Origin of the sequence: Tomitella gaofuii (assembly GCF_014126825.1) — a bacterium.
GTDB classification, from domain to species: domain Bacteria; phylum Actinomycetota; class Actinomycetes; order Mycobacteriales; family Mycobacteriaceae; genus Tomitella; species Tomitella gaofuii.
In genome coordinates, this window is the sequence record NZ_CP059900.1 from 307520 (window position 1) to 324739 (window position 17220).

The window sequence follows — 17220 nt, forward strand, 5'->3', positions numbered from 1 at the left end:
ATGCCCGCGCGCAGCCCCTCAGGTCCGGGCGAGGAGGAAATCCTCACCGCTCGACGGGTGCAAACCGTCCGGGCGTTCGTCGAAGTACCGCTCGCCCAGGTCGGTTCCTGTGACGTGCTCGACGCTGCGGAAACCGGCGGTACGTGCCAGGTCCAGCATGTCTTCGGGTGTGAAGAAGCTGACGAACGGCGTCCCCGACGACCGTGCTCCCGCACTGCTCGCCTCGAGCCCGTCCTTGTCGCCGGCGTCGATGAGCTCCATCGGGAGCAGGAACGACAGTATCAGCGTCGAGCCGGGGGCGAGGCGCGCCGCCGATTGCAACGTCGAGACGGTCGCCTCGCGCGTGAGGTACTGGGCGACTCCGGTGGACGCGACGACGGCCGGACGCGCGGCGTCGAACCCGGCGCGCGCAAGCGCCGACCACCAATCCTCGGTCTCGAAGTCCACCGGGACCATACGCAGGTTCCCCGGCACGCCGTACCCGGCTTCGTCGAGTCGCCGCCGCTTCCAGCCCTGCGGGCCGGGCTGATCGACCTCGAACACCGTCATCCGCGCGGCAGGATCCGGGCGGCGCAGCGCGAAGGTGTCCAGGCCCGCGCCGAGGATCACGTATTGATCGACCCCGGCAGCGGCCTGCTCGGCGACGATCTCTTCGACGAATCGGGCCCGCGCAACGATCGACGCGCGGAAGCCCGCAGAGAACTCCGCATCCATATCCGGCCTGCCGCGCCACCCCGCCGGCGGATCGACGAGGGCCAGGCCGACGGTGTCCTCGAAGACATGCGGGGGCGCGTCCGCGAGCACGTGCAGCGCCCGCCACAGGGCCACCCGCTCCGCGGTGTTCTCGGGTCCGGCCGGGGCGTGGTCGGATGCGGTGCGCGGATCGTCGCTCATATCGATCCAGTACACCACGGATGCGGGGCGGCTGCCATCGTCGACGGCGCAGGATCGTGGAATCGGCTTCCGCGTAGAGCCCGCCGCTATACGCTGAGCGTCAACCGGGAATTCAATGATGCGAGGGGCGGCGATGACCATGGTCCGGATCGCGCGATCGGCCGCAGTGTTCGTGGCCGCAGGCGCGCTGCTGTGCGCCGGCGCGGGAACGGCCGCCGCCGACAGCTCCGCCGCCACGTCGTCCAGCGGGTCTTCGGGCAGCGCGGGGTCGTCGGGCAGCGCGGGGTCGTCGGGCAGCGCGGGGTCGTCGCTGGACCTGTCACGGCTCGAGGATCTGGGCGTGCAGGTGGGCGTGGACACCGGGTCGCTCGGCGACTGGGACGTCACCGGGTCCCTGGGCATCGAGACCTCCGCGCCGGGACTGCGCACGGAGATCGACGACGCCGGGCGCATGCGTGTGTGGGTCACCCGGCCGCAGTCCGCGCCGCTGCTGTCGACGTGCACCCCGGTCCTCGTCGACGCCCGCCACATTCCGGAGCTGTTGGACAGCCTCGATGACCCGTCCGCGATCCTCGGCGGCGGACTGCCGGGGGTCACGCTGTTCGCCCCGCCGATCCCGTTCCCGCCGTCCCAGGCGCGCGACTACTGGCAGACTCGCGCCGCCGTCGGGCCGGGCGTGTACGTCCTGGCGGGGGTCTGCCTGCCGCAGGGCGCCACCCACATCGCGGCACTGGTCATGACGGTTCCCGGCAGCGGCTGGGGCAGCGTGGCGGAGACCGCCGGATTCGGCAGCGAGGCCGGTTCGATGCTGATCCGCGAGCAGCTGGGCTCCGTGACCGACTCGGCCGGCAGCGGCTCCGGGAGCAACAGCGGTTCCGGCAGCAACGGATCCGGCAGCGGCAGCGGTTCGGCGAGCTGACCGCGGTGCGGCGCCTCAACCGAGGTGCCAGTGCTCCCGTAACCGCTGCATCACCCAGGGCCACGGTATGCGCTCCTGCTCCAAGCGCAGGCCGCCGCCGCGCACCAGCTCGAAGGCGGCGGTCTCGCCGCCTGTGAGCCGGTCGAGGCCGTCCCGGGCGGCGGGGGACGGCTCGTGGACGGCCAGGCCGGACCAGCGCGTCAGAGTGTCCGCGTCCATGAGGAGGCTGCGCACGGCGGGCAGGTGGGCGCGCAGCCGGTCGAGGATCGCGAACCCGTGCGTGTCCAGGTCGCCCCAGTACCAGGTTTCGGCTTCGCGCATCCACGGCAGGGCGGCGAGCTCGGGCACGGCGTAGCCGCCGCCATGCACCGCGACCGTGTCCGCCAGCGGAGGGAGAGCGTAGAGCCCTTCCTTGTTCTCCAGCATGAGCACGCGGCCGGGGTGCAGGGGCAGCGCTGCGAGCTCGTCGAGCGAGGCGGCGAAGATCCGTGGGGCGCCCGGCAGCAGCGCGGGGTGGCACACCGCGATCCCGCATTCCCGGGGAACGGTGCGCACCCCGAGCCCGACAGCGGCGCCCTCCGCGCCGTATCCGTCAGGGCCGCCGTCGTCGGCCATCCCCCGCAGCAGCTCCTCCAGCAGCCCCCGATGCCCGGTGACCCACTTCGTGTCGACCCCGGGAATCGGCAGCTGCCGGATGTACAGACCTGACGACGGATTCTCGCGCAGCCACCGCAACACCGCGGTCAGCGCGTCGAAGTCCTTCTCCGCCAGTGACGACCAGCGGGAGGCGGTGCGGCCGAGGGTGGCCGGCAATGCGGGGGCTCCTGCCGTGACGGCGGCGAGCGCCTCGCGGCGTCGCACGATGGTCCGCCACTCGCGTGCGGCCCCGGCGGCGTCCGCCACCTGCTCCGCGCCCGTGAGGGTGAGCCGCACGGGCACGGTCTGGGTGCCGTAGCTGCGCCAGCGCCGCTCCTCCCAGTCGACGGTGCCGGGCCCGCGCCGCGATCGCCACGCGCGCACCCAGGCGACGGCGGCATCCGGGTCGGCGGCCACCCGTCGTTCCGTCGGCGGGTGCAGGGCGATCGTCACCGGATCGTCGGCGGCGAGCGTGGGCGATGCGATCCAGCGACTCCGCCGATTCCGGTAGGAGGCCGCGGCTTTCGCGGCGACGGCGCCCGGGGCTACGGGTTCGGCCATCAGGGCGCGTCCGAGGTTTCGATGAGCAGGTGGGACAGTTCGGTGCGGTTGCGGTCGCGGATGGCGACGGTGACGACGCCGCCGATGTAGTCGTCGAGCGTCTGCAGCAGTTTGAGCGGCGTGGCCAGCACCATGTGGAATCCGAACTGGTCGAAGACGTCGAGCGCGCGCCGCGTGTAGGCCGGGTCGGCGCGGTCGAAGGCCTCGTCGAGCACCACGGTGGCGTACCGCGGCAGGTCCGCGCCGTCCTCGGCGAGCTGGTATCGCAAAGCCGCTGCGAGGCAGAAGAACACGAGCTTCTGCGCCTGTCCTCCTGAGAGGCCCGCGCTCGAGTCGTGGTAGTTGGCCTCCCGCCCCTCGGGATCCAGCTCCACGCCGATGAAGCCGACGTGCATGCGGGTGTCGAGAACGTGGCGCTGCCAGCGCTGATCGGCCGGGTCGCCGGAGTCGAGCCGCTCGAGCAGCGCGGCCATCGCGGCGAAACGGTTCTCCGCGGCCGCGCGGTCCTCGTCTTCGAAGGCGCCGCTGGCGATGCGGTGGAGGTCGGCGAGGAACTCGGCGGCGACGGCGGGGCGGCGGTCCTTGACGTCGATCCGCAACGTGCGGTCGGTGTCGAACGGGGAGCGGCTCAGCGACCGGTTGACGGGTTCGATGCGGGCGCGGATCTCACTGGGCGCCTTGCGGATCAGGTTTGCGAGTTCCCCGATGTTGCGGTGCGACTGCTCGCGCAGCATGTCGAAGAACGCGTCCTCGTACTCCGGCAGCCCCTCGCCGCGCAGTTGCGCGAGGACGGCGAGCGCGTCGCCGACGTAGTCGGCATCCGCGCGCAGGTCGGCCCGGCGCTCCTCCCAGGCGCCCAGGTACTCGTGGAGCACGGCGACGATCCGCTGCCCCGCGTCCATCGCCTGCTGCTGCGCCCGGCGCAGGCCGGCGTCGATCTGCTGGCCCACCCGGGCGAGGGTGCGGTCGATGTTGTCGACCGTCACCCGGCGCACCGCCTCGTCGAAACGCCGGCGGATGCGCGCGTCGACCCGCCCGGGGACGGGCGCGGCGGCGGCATCGGCCGCCTCGGCTTCGGTGATCTTGTCGCGGACCTCGGCGATCCGGCCCTCGTGCGCCGTGCGCGCGGCCTCGGCGGTGGACCGGGCCGTGGTCGCTGCCTCGTTCACCGATTCGGCGCGGGCGAGCTCGGCGGTGAGCGCGGAGTACTCCGAATCGGCTGTGGTGAGCGTGTGGATCCGGTCGGTGAGCTGGTCGCGATGCGCGCGGGCCCCGGCGGCGTCGATCTCCTCCCACCCGACGTCCAGGACGGTGCGGGCGGCCGACTCCCGTTCGCGCAGGCGCGCGTCGTCGGCGTCGATGACGGACAACGACTGCTCGAGCCGCGCCAGTTCCCGCCCTGCCTCGTCGATGCGCCGCCGCAGGTCGTTGAGCTTGGCCTCGTTGTCGAAGCCCAGCACCCACCGGCTGCGGTCGTCGATCCGGTGCCGGTCGTCCTTCTCGTGCCGTTCGCCGCCGTGCCGGATCTGCCCGGACAGCGTCACCCCGCGTGCCACGTCCCGCAGTGCGGCGGCATCCTCGACGCACACGTAGTCGAATCCGCGGCTCAGGTGCGCGTGCAGCCAGTCGGCGAAGGGGCCCGGCTTGACCGCGAGCTTGCGCACCAGCGATCCGTCCGTGGTGGGCTCGGCGGCCAGGCGCGCGCCGGTCCGGATCCTGCGGTAGACCAGCCTGGTGCCCAGGTGCGTCGCATCCACGGCGTCGGCCAGTCGCGGGTACACCTCGTCGGGCACCAGCATCGTCCGTGCGAGGCCGTGCAGCACCCGTTCGACGGGGCCCGTCCACCGGGCCTCCTCCTCTCGCACCTCCAGCAGCTCACCGACAAACGGAACGGCGTCCTCGGCGATGCCGATCGCGCCGCAGAGCCGCTCGCGTGCACGGAGTATCGCCGGATCGAGGTTGGAGCGGCGGCGGGCCAGCGTCTCACGGTCGGCCACGAGCGCGTCGCGCTCATCGCGTGCCGCGGCCCTGCGGGACTGCACGTCGAACAGCGCGTCGCGGCGCTCCTCGCGTTCCGCGTCGATGCGCTGCAGCTCGGCGCGCAGCTGGCCGGCGACGTCGGCGAAATCGTCGCCGGTCGCCGGCACCTCGGCGTCCCATACCGCCAGAGCGGCGGCGACCTTCGCGCGGCGCGCCTCCGCGCGCGCCACGCCGTCCGCGGCCGCGTCGCGCTGCGCCCGCAGCGTGGACACGCGCCCGCCGCCCGCGCCGTCGAGCCGCGAACGCACGTCCAACACCACGTCCTGGGCCCGGTCCGCATCGGCCCGCGCCGCCGCGGCGGCGGTGTCGAGCTGTGCGCTGCGCGACTGCAACTGCTCGTGCGAGTCGCGCAGCAGAGCGAGCGTCAGCGACGCGTGCACGGCGTCGAGATGCTCACCCTCCTCGGTCAGCGCCGCGTGTTCGTCGACGGCGGCGGCCCGGTCGCGGGCCAGGGCCACCAACGGCTCCAGCGTCTCGATCTGGCGGCGCGCGTCGACCACCGTGCGGTGCGCCTCGCGCAGGTTGCGGAACTGCTCGACCGCGTTGTCGCGCGTGGCGAACGTGCGCGGCTCGTCGAGCATGTACTCGCGGAACAGCTGGTCGAGGCTGCTCAGGCTCTTGGCCGACAGGGTGCGGTGCAACAGCCTCTGCGCTGACTCGAAGGCGATGCCGAGCCGGTTCCGGAAGGCGCGTGCGAACGGCGCGTACGAAGAGTGCACCGTCGCATGGGGGAAGGCCTTCTTTATCGCCCGGGTGTCCAGCCCGCGCAGGGCGTGCCGCTCGAACTCCGGCAGGTCGGCGTCGCCGTCGACGAGCAGGTGCAGCTGCTTGACGTCGCCGTACGACGATCTGCCGCGTCCCACGTGCATGAGCTTGACCAGCGTGGCGGTGCCGCCGGCGGCTTTGGTGGAGGTCGTGACGGCGTCGCGCGGTGCGGTATCGACGCCGGTCGCGTACGTGAGCGCGATGGCGCTCCAGGTGGCGCCGGGACGCAAGTACGACGAGGTGAGGGCATCGCTGTCGGCGTCGGCCTCGCGCCGCCACGCGCCGCGCATGTAGGTGATGAGGCTGCGCCCGGACTGCCGCGACGACTCCTGCGCGGCCGCGTTGAACCGCACAGCCGAAGCAGGCATGAGCACCGCCGACACCGCGTCGATGAGGGTCGACTTGCCGGAACCGGAGGGGCCCGTGATGAGCAGACCGCGGCGCGGCACGGCGATGTCGTGATGGCCGTCGAGCGTGCCCCAGTTGACCACCTGGATCCGCGAGAGCCGGTATTGGCCGGGGTGGAGCGTCCCCGGGGATCCCTCCGAGAGGGCCGGGGACGCGACGCCGTCCAGCTCGAGCTCGCCCTGCACGGTCACTGCGGCACCTCCTCGCCGGTCGGTTCCGCATCCGACCGTCCGTCCCCGTCCCCGCCTGCCCCGGCCTTGTCGCCGGTGCCCCCGTCGGCGAGCCGCGCCATCTCCGCGCGCACCACCGCGACCTGCTCGGCGTCGAACAACTGCGCCAGCACGGGGGAGACCTCCATCCGGCCCTCAGTGGAGGTGGTCGCCAGCAGCGACTTGTCCTTGAGCTTGTTCCACGAGGCGCCGACCCGCTTGCGGAACCCGGCCGCGTCGGTGCTCGCCGCCTGCCGGTACATGTCCAGCTGCTCGACCATCTCGTCGAAGTCCACCACCACCCGTTCACCGGACTGGGCGCGGAGCAGACGCTGGCGCAGCGCCAGGACCATCACCGTGTCCATGAAGGTGAGCGGCGACGTGCGCAGGACGGCGGGGGCGTCCACCTCGCCGGTGTCGGCGTGCCGGGTGAACGCCAGTTGCGCGTCCTCGTCGACGATGAGGTCGAGGAACACGTCGGCCAGGCGTGACCGCAGCAGCTGCTCGTCGCGCAGCACCGTCCGCCACACCGACGGGTGTTTCGCGGCGGTGATGAGCGGGCCCTTGAGCAACTGGACGAGCGCGCGCCGGGCGTCCAGTTCCAGCGTGCCGCGGTCGCCCGGATAGCGCGGCGTCGCGCCGGGGTCCCCGTCGCCGGATGCGGTGGCGTCGGCTACGGACTCGGCATGCTCTGTGTCGGGAAGGCTCACGGGCGGTCACGTCCAGTCTTCGTCGGGGGTGAACACGCGGCGCTGCACCGTCGCCGCCCGGTGCGTGCCGGACGACGACGTCCATGTGACGGTGTCCTCGCCGGGGACGGGGTGCCCGTGGTCGAAGGCGAGGACCAGCAGGCCGACGACGCTGGCCAGGCCCTGCGTGGCGGGGCGGTCCGCGAGCACCTCGGCGACGGTGGCACGCCCGCGGGCGGCGAGCACTGTCCGCACGTTGCCGGACAGTTCGTCGAAGTCGATCTCGGACTCACGCACCAGCTGCCGCAGCGCGGCGAGGTCGGCGGTGCCCGGGGCATGTGTTTCGATGCGCCCGGCGACCCGGTCGTCGCCCGGGTTGTGCAGCCGCAGGGCCGACACCGAATCGATGGTCATCCCCACCTGCACCAGCTCCAGCTCCAGCTGGTGGAACGGTTTGACGTGCCCGGCCGCCCGCAGCGCTGCGCGCTGCGCGGCGCGCAGCTCGTGCTGCATGCGGCGGTGCTCCTCGTAGTGGCGCGACTGCACGAAGTGCCGCAGAGACCGCGCCAGCGACGTCATCACCCGGTGCACCTCGGCGCCGGACTCCTCCATCTCGGTGAGCAGCCTGCGGAAACGCGACCGTTGACGTGCGGAGAGCCCGCGCGCGAACTGGCGATCCAGGATGGTGTCGATCCACTCGTCGATCCGCGCCGACCGTTCGGGGTCGATGATCATGTCGTAGAAGCCGCTGAAGCTGCGGCCCGCGTCGGATCGGCCGATCACGTCCACCCCGCGGAACACCTCGCCCAGCGTGTCGGCGCGGTCCTCGGTGTCCTCGAGGATGCGGGCACGCAAGTCCCGGTTGAGCCGCTCGAGCTCTGCGCGCACCCGGGCGAAATCGCCGGGCACCTCGGAGGCGAGGGCGAGGATCTCCGCGACCCGCTCCGCGGCCCGGTCGCCGTCGAGTACCGGATAGTCGCCGGACTCGACGGCGGCGATCTGCCGGTCGATCTCGGCGCGCTCGGCGTGCAGCGCCCGCAGGCGGGTCTCCGCGCGGGGGTCGGAGTCGCGGGCCAGCGCCTGGAGCTGCGCGGACAGGGTGGTCAGCCGCGACTCCGTGACGGTGCTGGTGGACGACTCGAGCCCCGTCACATAGGAGATGGCGGCGAGCAGCCCCTCCGACGGCTCCACCGTCTCCTCGCGCGCCGCGGAGCTGGCCCTGCGCACCAGGTAGCCGGAGCGGATCCAGTCGGTGCAATAGGCCTGGCCGCTGCGGGGCAGGTCGAAACCCTCGTCGCGCAGCGCCTGCAGGTCGGCGTCGACCAGGCCGAACAGCTCGGGGGCGGCCATCCTGCGGGTTCCGGAACCGGAACTGAAATGCCGCGAGAGCATGGCGACGACGGCGGGGCCGGAATCGGCGCGCAGCAGCGTCCAGGCCGGGTCTGCGCGCGAGAGCCGCTGCAGCCGGTGCAGGTCTGCGACGACGGACACAGCGGCGGATCCCCTTCCGTCGACCCCGGAGACGAATCGATAGGCGAAGCGTCGATATACGACGAGTCGATACGCCATGGTACCGACGGCGACGACGTCCCACCTGCGGCGTGCCGGGAGCCGCCCGGCCGGGGATACTGGTGTGCGGCGGTGCGACGGCGAGCAAGGATCGGAGCGACGGGTGACCGGGACGGCGAGCACACGCCCGGATCAGGCGGCAGGAGATCCGCCCGTCCGGGGCGGGGCGCTGCGCCGCCTGGCTGCGCCGCTGGCGGTGGCCGCGGGGGGCGCTGCGGCGTGCGCATTCGTCTGGGCGGCCGATCCGACCACCCCGGGCGGCGCCGTCCCGGTGTGCCCCAGCAAGCATTTCCTCGGTGTGATCTGTCCCGGATGCGGGAGCGCGCGGATGATCTACTCGCTGCTGCACCTCGACGTCGCGTCGGCGCTGCGGTACAACGCGGTCGCGCTGGTCGTGCTCGCCCTCCTGGTCTGCTTTCTCGCGCGGTGGACGTGGCGCCGCGCGCGCGGGATCGACGGTCCGGTCATGCGGCTGGGCGCCGGCCCGGCGTGGTGCAGCGCGGCGGTGGTGATCGCCTGGCTGGTGGTGCGCAACATCCCCGTCGCACCGTTCACCGCGCTGCGGGTGTGAGACGCGGCGACACTCGCGCGGCCGCCGGCCGCCCCCGTCGGCCCGTCTGGGTAGGTTTGCACCGTGCCGACCACCGATCCAGGAGCAGCAGCGCAGCCTGCGCCGTCGCCCCGGCATCGCGGCCGCTCCGCCGTCGGTGCGCGGGCGATCGCCGTAGTCGCAGGTCTCGTCGGACTGCTGCTGGCGCTGGCGGTGCCGTTCCTGCCGGTCACGCAGACCACGGCGCACCTGTCCTGGCCGCAGGGAGGCACCGTCGCGCCGGTGACGGCCCCGCTGGTCACCTACGCGCCGACGGACCTGCGGGCGACGGTGCCGTGCTCGGCGGTGGCGGATCTGGCGGCGCACCCGTCGGACGCGCCGGGAGGCGGGCGCACGGTCCTGTCCACAGCGCCCGCAGGCTCCCTCGGCGCCGCGCAGCGCGCCCTTCTCATCACCACCGGATACGGCGAGGTCACCGTCCGTACGGCGGGGGAGGTCCTCGCGAGCGTGCCACTGGCCTCGGTGGCCGGCGGCGGATGCGACACGATCACGGTGACGGCCACCGCCGCGGAGACCACAGTGCGCGTCGCCGGGCCCGACGGCGCCGCACCGGCCGCGATGGTGACCGACCACGACGCGCGTCCGCAGGTGGTGGGAGTGTTCACCGACCTCACCGGTCCGGCGCCGGACGGCCTGTCGGTGGAGGCGACGGTGGACACCCGCTACATGGTGTCGCCGACGCTGCTCAAGTGGCTGGCGATGGGCCTGGCGGCGGCGCTCACCGCGGTCTCGTTGGCGGCGCTCGCCCGCATCGACGCGGCCGCGCGGGGCGGGGGCCGGGCGCGGTGGCGTGCACTGCGGTGGTGCGGGGTGCGCGGTCCGCCCGGCCTGCGGCGGACGGGTCGTCGGGTGCGGCTGTTCCCGCGGCGGTGGCGGCGCATCGGCGCGGCGGACGTCACCGTGGTGGCGGTGCTGCTGATCTGGCACATCATCGGCGCCAACACCTCGGACGACGGCTACGAGCTGGCGATGGCCCGCGCGGCCGAGCACGCCGGCTACATGCCCAACTACTTCCGCTGGTTCGGGGCGCCGGAGGCGCCGTTCGGCTACCCGTACTACGTCTTCACCCTCCTCGACCAGATCAGCCCGGCGTCGGTGGTGCTGCGCCTGCCCGCGCTGGCGGCGGCGCTGCTGTCCTGGCTGCTGATCTCGCGCGAGCTCATCCCGCGGTTCGGCCGGGCGGCGCGCCACGACACGGCGGCGCTGTGGACGGCGGCGCTGGTGCTGCTCGCCTTCTGGCTGCCCTACAACAACGGCCTGCGCCCCGAGCCGTATATCGCTGCGGGCATCCTCGTCACCTGGGTGTGCGTGGAACGCGCCGTGGCCACGGGCAGGTTGATGCCCGCGGGGCTCGGGCTGGCGGTGGCCGTTCTGACGCTCACGGGCGGACCGACGGGCACCATCTGCGCGGCCCCGTTCCTGGCGGCCGGGCGGCCGCTGCTGCGGCTCATCCGGAGTCGGGGCAGGCGCTTCGGCTATGCGCCCACGCTCGCGCCGCTCGCCGCCGCGGCCTCGGTGGTGCTGGTGGTGGCGTTCAGCCGGGCCAGCATGGGCCCGCTGGTGATGGCGACGCGGATGAAACCGGTCGTGGGACCGTCGGAGCCCTGGTACTTGGAATACCAGCGGTACATCCACCTGCTGCTCCAGGGCGGCCCCGACGGCTCCATCGCACGGCGGTTCGCGGTGCTGGTGATGCTGCTGTGCCTGGTCGTGTGCGCGGTCCTGCTGGTGCGCCGCCGGGCAGGTCTGGTGGGGCGTGCGGGGAAGGCCGCGCAGGCGGGCGGATCGCCGCGCGGGCGCATCGTGGGCCTCGCCGCCGGTCCGGCGCTGCGCGCGGTCGTCGTCGTCGCGTTGGGGATCGCGCTGATGACCTTCAACCCCACCAAGTGGACGCACCACTTCGGCGTGTTCGCGGGGGTCGCCGCGGTGCTCGCCGCGCTCACCGTGGTGGCGTTGCGCGGGGCGCTGCGCGAAACGGGCCGGCCGCGCAGCCGTGCGCGCACGCTGTTCTCGGCGGGCCTCCTGCTGATCCTCGCCGTCACCTTCACCTCCACCAACAGCTGGTGGTACGTCTCCAACTACGGGGTGCCCAACGGGCTGTGGGTGACCATCGCCGGATGGGTGCTGGCGCTCGTGTGCTTCGTCAACGCCGTCGTCCGCCTGGTCCGGGTGTGGCGGTGGAGCGACGGACCCGCGCCGGAGGAGTCCGCCGCACACGACCGGCCCGCCGGGCGTATCCCTCGCCTCGTGCCCGCCGGTCTGCGCAGGCGGCTCGAAGCGCTGCCGTCGTACGCCCCGCTGCCGATCGCCGCTGCGGGCGTCGTCGCCTTCACCGTGGTGTCGTTCGTCGTGGCGATCGCCGCCCAGTACCCGTCGTACTCGGTGGGGCTGGGGAACCTGCGCGCGCTGGCGGGCAAGCCGTGCAACCTGTCCGAGTCGGTGCTGGTGGAGCGTGATCCGAACGCCGACATGCTCGCGCCGGTCGCGCCCGTGGAGAATCCGCTGGGTGCAGTGGAGTCGAGCGGGTTCACCCCCAACGGGATCCCCGCGGACGTGACCTACCGGCACGACAACCTCAATGGCCTCGTCGGACACGCCCAGGTGGCGCCGGCCGTCAACCCACCGGGCACGGGCGGCGGCGTGCTCGACGAGCCCGGCGTCAACGGCTCGCTGGCGGCCCTGCCGTTCGGGCTCGACCCGGCCACCACCCCCGTGCTCGGCAGCTACAACCCGGGCGACCCGGAGGCGGTCGCCGACGCCACCTCCACTTGGTACGCCCTGCCGCCGCGCAGCGACGACCGGCCGGTGCTGACGCTCGCCGCCGCCGGCGAGGTGAAGCGCGAGAACCTGGGGGTGGAGTTCGGCCGCCGCATCGCCGGGGGATCCGGCGGAGCCGCCGGGGCCGCGGAATACGAGGTGCTGGGCGACCACGAGCTGTACGACATCGGGCCGGCGCCGTCGTGGCGCGACATGCGGGTGCCGTTCTCCGAGATCCCCGACGACGCCGACGTGGTGCGCATCGTCGCCCACGACGACGAGGAGGACGTGGACGACTGGATCGCGTTCACGCCGCCGCGCGTGCCGCGCCTGACCACGATGCAGGAGGTACTGGGCTCCGAGCAGCCGGTGTTCATGGACTGGCCGGTGCCGCTCATCACCACGTGCCAGCACCTGCCCGACTACCTCGACGGTGTCGCCGAGGTGCCCGGCTACCGGATCCGCGCCGAGAGCGGCCTCGCGGTGGTGGCCACCAACTGGCAGAGCGCGCAGGGCGGCGGGCCGCTGGGGCGCATCCGGCTGCTGCAACGCGCCGTCACCCTGCCGACCTACCTGGAGGAAGATTGGAAACGGCAGTGGGGCGACCTGGTCCGCTACGACCCGCGCGTACCGGACGCGGCGCCCGCGCACCTGGACACGGGCACCGCCACGCGGTCCGGAATGTGGACGCCGGGGCCCATCAAGGCGCTGTGGACGGAGTAGGACCGGTTGCACGTGCGGGTGGGCCGCCGGGCGTGGGGGCGGTGCGCCCGCGTCACCGGACGGTGAGCACCGCGCCGGGGTCGGCGGCCACCAGCTCGCCGATCACCGGCGCTCCGGGAACCTCGCCGGCCACCAGCAGCCCCCCGGACGTCTGCGCGTCGGCGAGCAGCAGCAACTCGTCCTCGCCCACCATGGAGCGCAGGTGCGGGCGCACCCAGTCCAGGTTGCGCCGGGTCCCGCCGCTGACGAACCCGTCGCGCAGGGCCTCCCGCGCGCCGTCCAGATAGGGGACCGCGGCCGCGTCGATCACCGCGGACACTCCGCTGGCCCGCGCCGCCTTGAACAGGTGCCCCAGCAGCCCGAAGCCGGTGACGTCCGTGGCGCAGGTGACCCCCGCGGCGAGCGCGGCGCGGGCGGCGTCGGCGTTGAGGCGGGTCATCGCGTCGACGGCATGGGGGATCGGTTCGCCGGTGTTCTTGTGCAGGCAGTTGAGCACTCCGATGCCCAGCGGTTTCGTCAGGCTCAACGGCATCCCTGGCCGGCCGGCGTCGTTGCGCATGAGCCGGGCGGGGTCCGCAGTGCCGGTGACGGCCATGCCGAACTTGGGCTCCGGATCGTCCACGCTGTGCCCGCCGGCCACGTGGCACCCGGCGGCGCCTGCCACGTCGCGGCCCCCGCGGAGCACCTCCGCGGCCATCTCGTAGGACAGCGAGCCGGTGGGCCAGCACAGCAGGTTCACCGCCACCAGCGGCGTGCCGCCCATCGCGTACACGTCCGACAGCGCGTTGGCGGCGGCGATCCGGCCCCAGTCGTACGGGTCGTCGACGACGGGGGTGAAGAAATCCGCGGTGGAGATCACGGCGATGTCGTCGCGGATGCGCACGGCCGCAGCGTCATCGCCGTCGTCGAGGCCCACCATGAGCTCGCCCGCAGGCTCGGCGACCGGCGCGCCGACGAGCCCCGCGACGACGTCCTCGAGCGCCCCGGGCGGGATCTTGCAGGCGCAGCCGCCGCCGTGTCCGAACGACGTGAGGCGCGCCGGCGCCGGAACCGTGTGCGAGTGCGTGGTCGGGGACGTCATGGCACCGACGATAGGCCGACTCCGTCCTGTCCGTCGGCTTGACGAACGGAACCGCGGCGGGGCTTACTTGTGACGGAGGCGTCAGGGCTCCTGGTGGACCCCGCGGTCTTCAAAACCGACGTGGCCGGGCATCCCGGTCAGGCGGGTTCGATTCCCGTCCGCCTCCGCCACAGCAACCGGTGCGTGCAGAGAGGCGGTGCCCGCCATAGCAGCCGAACCTGGCGAGGGCGGCGCCGACCCGCGCCGACGCGTCCCGTCCACCGACGCGCTGTTGCGCGACGAGCGGATGCGGCCCGCCATCAACGCGCTCGGAGCCCCCTACGTCAAAGCGTGGTTGAAGGGCGCCCAGAATGCGGTGCGCGCGGGCGAGCTGGCCCCGGCCGACATCGTCGACACGGTGCTCGGGCAGCTCCCCGACGCGCCGATCACCTCCGTGCGCGTCATCAACGCCACCGGGGTGCTGCTGCACACCAACCTGGGCCGCGCGCCCCTGTCGGAGGCGGCCGTGCGCGCGGTGGGGGTCGTCGCCGGCGCCACCGACGTGGAACTGGACCTGGCCACCGGCCGCCGGGGCGCACGTGGGCGCGGCGCGCTGGAGACCCTGCTGGCCGCCGTGCCGGACGCCGAGGATGCCTACCTGGTGAACAACGGCGCCGCGGCACTGGCGCTCGCCGCCACCGCACTCACTCCGGCTCACACGCGGGCACCCGGGTCCATCGTCATCGCACGCGGAGAGATGGTCGAGATCGGCGACGGGTTCCGGCTGCCCGACCTGCTCGAATCCACAGGGGCGACGCTACGCGAGGTGGGCACCACCAACCGGGTGACCGCCGACGACTACGCCCGTGCCGTCGACGAGACGACCGCCTTCATCCTCAAGGTGCACCCGTCGAACTTCGTCATCAGCGGATTCACGGCGGGTGCGGGGGTCCACGAACTGCGGGGGCTGGGGGTCCCCGTGGTGGCCGACATCGGCTCGGGGCTGCTCGCGCCGCACCCGACTCTGCCCGATGAGCCGAGCGCCGGCGGCACGCTCCGCGCCGGCGCCGACCTTGTCACCGCCAGCGGCGACAAACTGCTCGGCGGGCCGCAGGCGGGCGTGTTGGTGGGCCGCGCCGACCTGATCCACGTGATGCGACGGCACCCCCTCGCGCGGGCGATGCGGGTGGACAAGCTCACGCTCGCCGCGTTCGAGGCCACCGTCGGCGGGCCCCGCACCCCCACCGTCGCGGCGCTCGAGGCCGACCCGCGCGGTCTGCGGGCACGGGCGGAGCGGCTCGCGGAGGCCCTGCGCGGCGACGGCATCGACGCTGTGGCCGTCGACTCGCGCGCCACGGTGGGCGGCGGCGGGGCGCCGGGGGTGGAGCTGCCCAGTGCGGCGGTATCGCTGCCCACCCGGTTCGCCGCGCCTCTGCGCGCCGTGCGTCCCGCGGTGCTCGGGCGGGTGACCGAGGGCCGGCTGATGCTGGACCTGCGCGCGGTGGCCGCGGCGGACGACGACGTGCTGCTGAACCAGGTGCGGACGGCCCAGTGAAGGGCCGCTCGGCGACGGGGGACGGTTCGGCGCCCGCCGTCATCGCCACCGCCGGGCACGTCGACCACGGCAAGTCCACCCTGGTGCGCGCGCTCACCGGCACCGAGCCCGACCGCTGGGCCGAGGAACGCCGCCGCGGGCTCACCATCGACCTGGGTTTCGCGTCGACCGTGCTCGACGGCGGCGTGACCGCCGCATTCGTCGACGTGCCGGGGCACCGGCGCTTCGTCGCCAACATGCTCGCGGGCGTTGGCCCGGTGCCGGCCGCGCTGTTCGTGGTCGCCGCCGACGACGGGTGGATGCCGCAGTCCCAGGAGCACCTGGAGGCGCTCGCGGCGTTGGGGGTGCGCCGGGGCGTTCTGGTGATCACGCGCTGCGACCTGATGGAGCCGGACCTGGCGCTGGCCGAGGCGCGCGACGCGCTGGCCGGCACCCCGCTCGCCGGCATTCCCGCGGTGGCGGTGTCCGCGGCGACCGGCGCGGGCATGGACGCGCTGCGGTCGGCGCTCGCGGACCTGGCGGGCGGGCTTCCCCGGCCGGATCCGGGCGCCGATGTGCGCCTGTGGGTGGACCGGTCGTTCACGATCGGCGGGGCGGGGACGGTGGTCACCGGCACGCTCGGCGACGGAACCCTACGGGTGGGGGACGCGCTGACCGTCGGTGCCGACGGACGGCGCGTGACCGTGCGGGGCATGCAGTCCCTGGGCCGCGACAAGCGATCGGTGACGGGCACGGTGCGTGTCGCCCTCAACCTGCGCGGCGCCGCCGTCGACGAGGTGCCGCGCGGCACGGCGTTGCTGAGCCCCGGGCGCTGGCGGCGAACGTCCGTTGCGGATGTGCGCCTCGCACCTGGTCCGGGGGCGCCGAAGCCGATCCGGCTGCCGGAGAACATGACCGCGCACGTCGGTTCCGTATCCACCCCCGTGCGGGTGCGGATGCTTGCCGATTCGCCGTTCGCCCGGCTCCACTTCGGCGATTCGCTGCCGCTGCGGGTGGGCGACCGGCTGATCCTGCGCGATCCGGGCACGCACCGCATCCCCGCCGGCGCTGCGGTGCTGGACCCATCGCCGCCTCCGCTCACCCGCCGCGGCGATGCCCGCCGCCGCGCCGAGACGCTGGCGGGCCAGCCGGAACGGCCGGATGCCGGATCCGAACTGCGGCGCCGGGGCTGGGCGCGGATCAACGACCTGCGCGCATGGGGCGTGCCGGTGCCCGAGGGCGCGGGGCGCGGCGGTTGGCTCATTGACGACGCCGTGGCCGACGCGCTCGCGACGCGGCTGGTGGCGTTCGTGCAGGAGGAGGACCGGCGCGACCCGCTCGAACCCGGCGTTCCCGCGGAGGCGGCCCGCCACGCCTTGGCCCTGCCCGACGCGCACTTGCTGGAGGCGGTGCTCGCGCGGCCCGCAGCGTCGGCGCTGCGGAGCGCGGCCGGGCGCATCATCTTGGCCGGCGCCGACGGGGGACTGCCGCCGGAGGTGCGGGCCGCGGCGGACGAACTGCGGGAACGCCTGCGCCGGAATCCGTTCGCGGCGCCCACGGCGAGAGAGCTCGACGAGCTGGGCTTGGGCCGGCGGGAACTGGCCGCGTGCGCCCGAGACGGGCTGCTGGCCGAGATCGGACCGGGGGTGTGGCTGGCGCCCGATGCGGTGGAGTCGGCGGCGGCCGCCCTGCGCGAGCTGCCCGCCCCGTTCACCCCCAGCGAGGCGCGCGGACGCCTGGAAACCTCGCGCCGGGTGATGATGCCGCTGCTCGAGCTGCTGGCGCGGCGAGGGCTGACCCGCAGGGTGGGCGACGACGGGCACGAAGTGGTGTGAGTCCGGCGAGC

Annotated in this window: 11 protein-coding genes and 1 tRNA gene; 6 read left to right on the forward strand and 6 right to left on the reverse strand. The window is 73.8% G+C overall.

Translation table 11 applies throughout. The features are described 5' to 3' along the window. Window positions 1–18: 18 nt before the first annotated feature. Window positions 19–894 carry a class I SAM-dependent methyltransferase gene (locus H4F70_RS01500; protein ID WP_182358760.1) on the reverse strand — a complete coding sequence of 292 codons (876 nt, stop codon included), beginning with the start codon at window positions 892–894 and terminating at the stop codon, window positions 19–21. Window positions 895–1027: 133 nt separating this feature from the next. On the opposite strand from H4F70_RS01500, the gene H4F70_RS01505 reads away from it, so the two are divergent. After that, entirely contained in the window at window positions 1028–1813 is a 786-nt protein-coding gene (locus H4F70_RS01505; protein WP_182358761.1) for a hypothetical protein, read from the forward strand. Window positions 1814–1828: 15 nt separating this feature from the next. Here the strand turns inward: H4F70_RS01505 and H4F70_RS01510 are convergent, their stop codons facing one another. The 4 genes from H4F70_RS01510 to H4F70_RS01525 all read right to left on the reverse strand — a co-directional run bounded on the left by H4F70_RS01510 (window position 1829) and on the right by H4F70_RS01525 (window position 8690). Next, window positions 1829–3010 carry a DUF3322 domain-containing protein gene (locus H4F70_RS01510; RefSeq protein ID WP_235681277.1) on the reverse strand — a complete coding sequence of 394 codons (1182 nt, stop codon included), beginning with the start codon at window positions 3008–3010 and terminating at the stop codon, window positions 1829–1831. Beyond that, the gene (locus H4F70_RS01515) at window positions 3010–6414 is read right to left on the reverse strand and encodes an ATP-binding protein (protein ID WP_308317018.1); all 3405 of its coding nucleotides are present in this window, start codon (window positions 6412–6414) and stop codon (window positions 3010–3012) included. Before H4F70_RS01515 ends, H4F70_RS01510 begins: the two co-directional genes overlap by 1 nt. Continuing rightward, entirely contained in the window at window positions 6411–7037 is a 627-nt protein-coding gene (locus tag H4F70_RS01520) for a DUF4194 domain-containing protein (RefSeq protein ID WP_235681459.1), read from the reverse strand. The genes H4F70_RS01515 and H4F70_RS01520 overlap by 4 nt, the downstream gene beginning before the upstream one ends. 111 nt (window positions 7038–7148) lie before the next feature. Then, entirely contained in the window at window positions 7149–8690 is a 1542-nt protein-coding gene (locus H4F70_RS01525) for a DUF3375 domain-containing protein (protein ID WP_182358763.1), read from the reverse strand. Between the two features lie 169 nt (window positions 8691–8859). On the opposite strand from H4F70_RS01525, the gene H4F70_RS01530 reads away from it, so the two are divergent. Both H4F70_RS01530 and H4F70_RS01535 read left to right on the forward strand, forming a co-directional pair. Then, the gene (locus tag H4F70_RS01530; RefSeq protein ID WP_235681460.1) at window positions 8860–9261 is read left to right on the forward strand and encodes a DUF2752 domain-containing protein; all 402 of its coding nucleotides are present in this window, start codon (window positions 8860–8862) and stop codon (window positions 9259–9261) included. Between the two features lie 63 nt (window positions 9262–9324). After that, on the forward strand, window positions 9325–12780 hold the full coding sequence (locus H4F70_RS01535) for an arabinosyltransferase domain-containing protein (protein WP_182358765.1): 3456 nt from the start codon (window positions 9325–9327) through the stop codon (window positions 12778–12780). Window positions 12781–12832: 52 nt separating this feature from the next. Here H4F70_RS01535 and selD read toward each other — a convergent pair whose 3' ends face one another. After that, window positions 12833–13861, reverse strand: a complete 1029-nt coding sequence (gene selD, locus H4F70_RS01540; RefSeq protein ID WP_182358766.1) for a selenide, water dikinase SelD — start codon at window positions 13859–13861, stop codon at window positions 12833–12835. A 74-nt stretch (window positions 13862–13935) separates the two neighbouring features. On the opposite strand from selD, the gene H4F70_RS01545 reads away from it, so the two are divergent. The 3 genes from H4F70_RS01545 to selB all read left to right on the forward strand — a co-directional run bounded on the left by H4F70_RS01545 (window position 13936) and on the right by selB (window position 17209). Beyond that, window positions 13936–14031, forward strand: a tRNA-Sec gene (locus H4F70_RS01545). A gap of 116 nt (window positions 14032–14147) precedes the next feature. Further along, a complete protein-coding gene (gene selA / locus H4F70_RS01550) occupies window positions 14148–15395 on the forward strand; it encodes an L-seryl-tRNA(Sec) selenium transferase (RefSeq protein ID WP_235681461.1) in 1248 nt (415 codons plus the stop codon). Next, window positions 15392–17209 (forward strand): selenocysteine-specific translation elongation factor, encoded by a 1818-nt coding sequence (gene selB, locus H4F70_RS01555; RefSeq protein ID WP_182358767.1) that lies wholly within the window; start codon window positions 15392–15394, stop codon window positions 17207–17209. The genes selA and selB overlap by 4 nt, the downstream gene beginning before the upstream one ends. The last annotated feature ends 11 nt before the right edge of the window (window positions 17210–17220 follow it).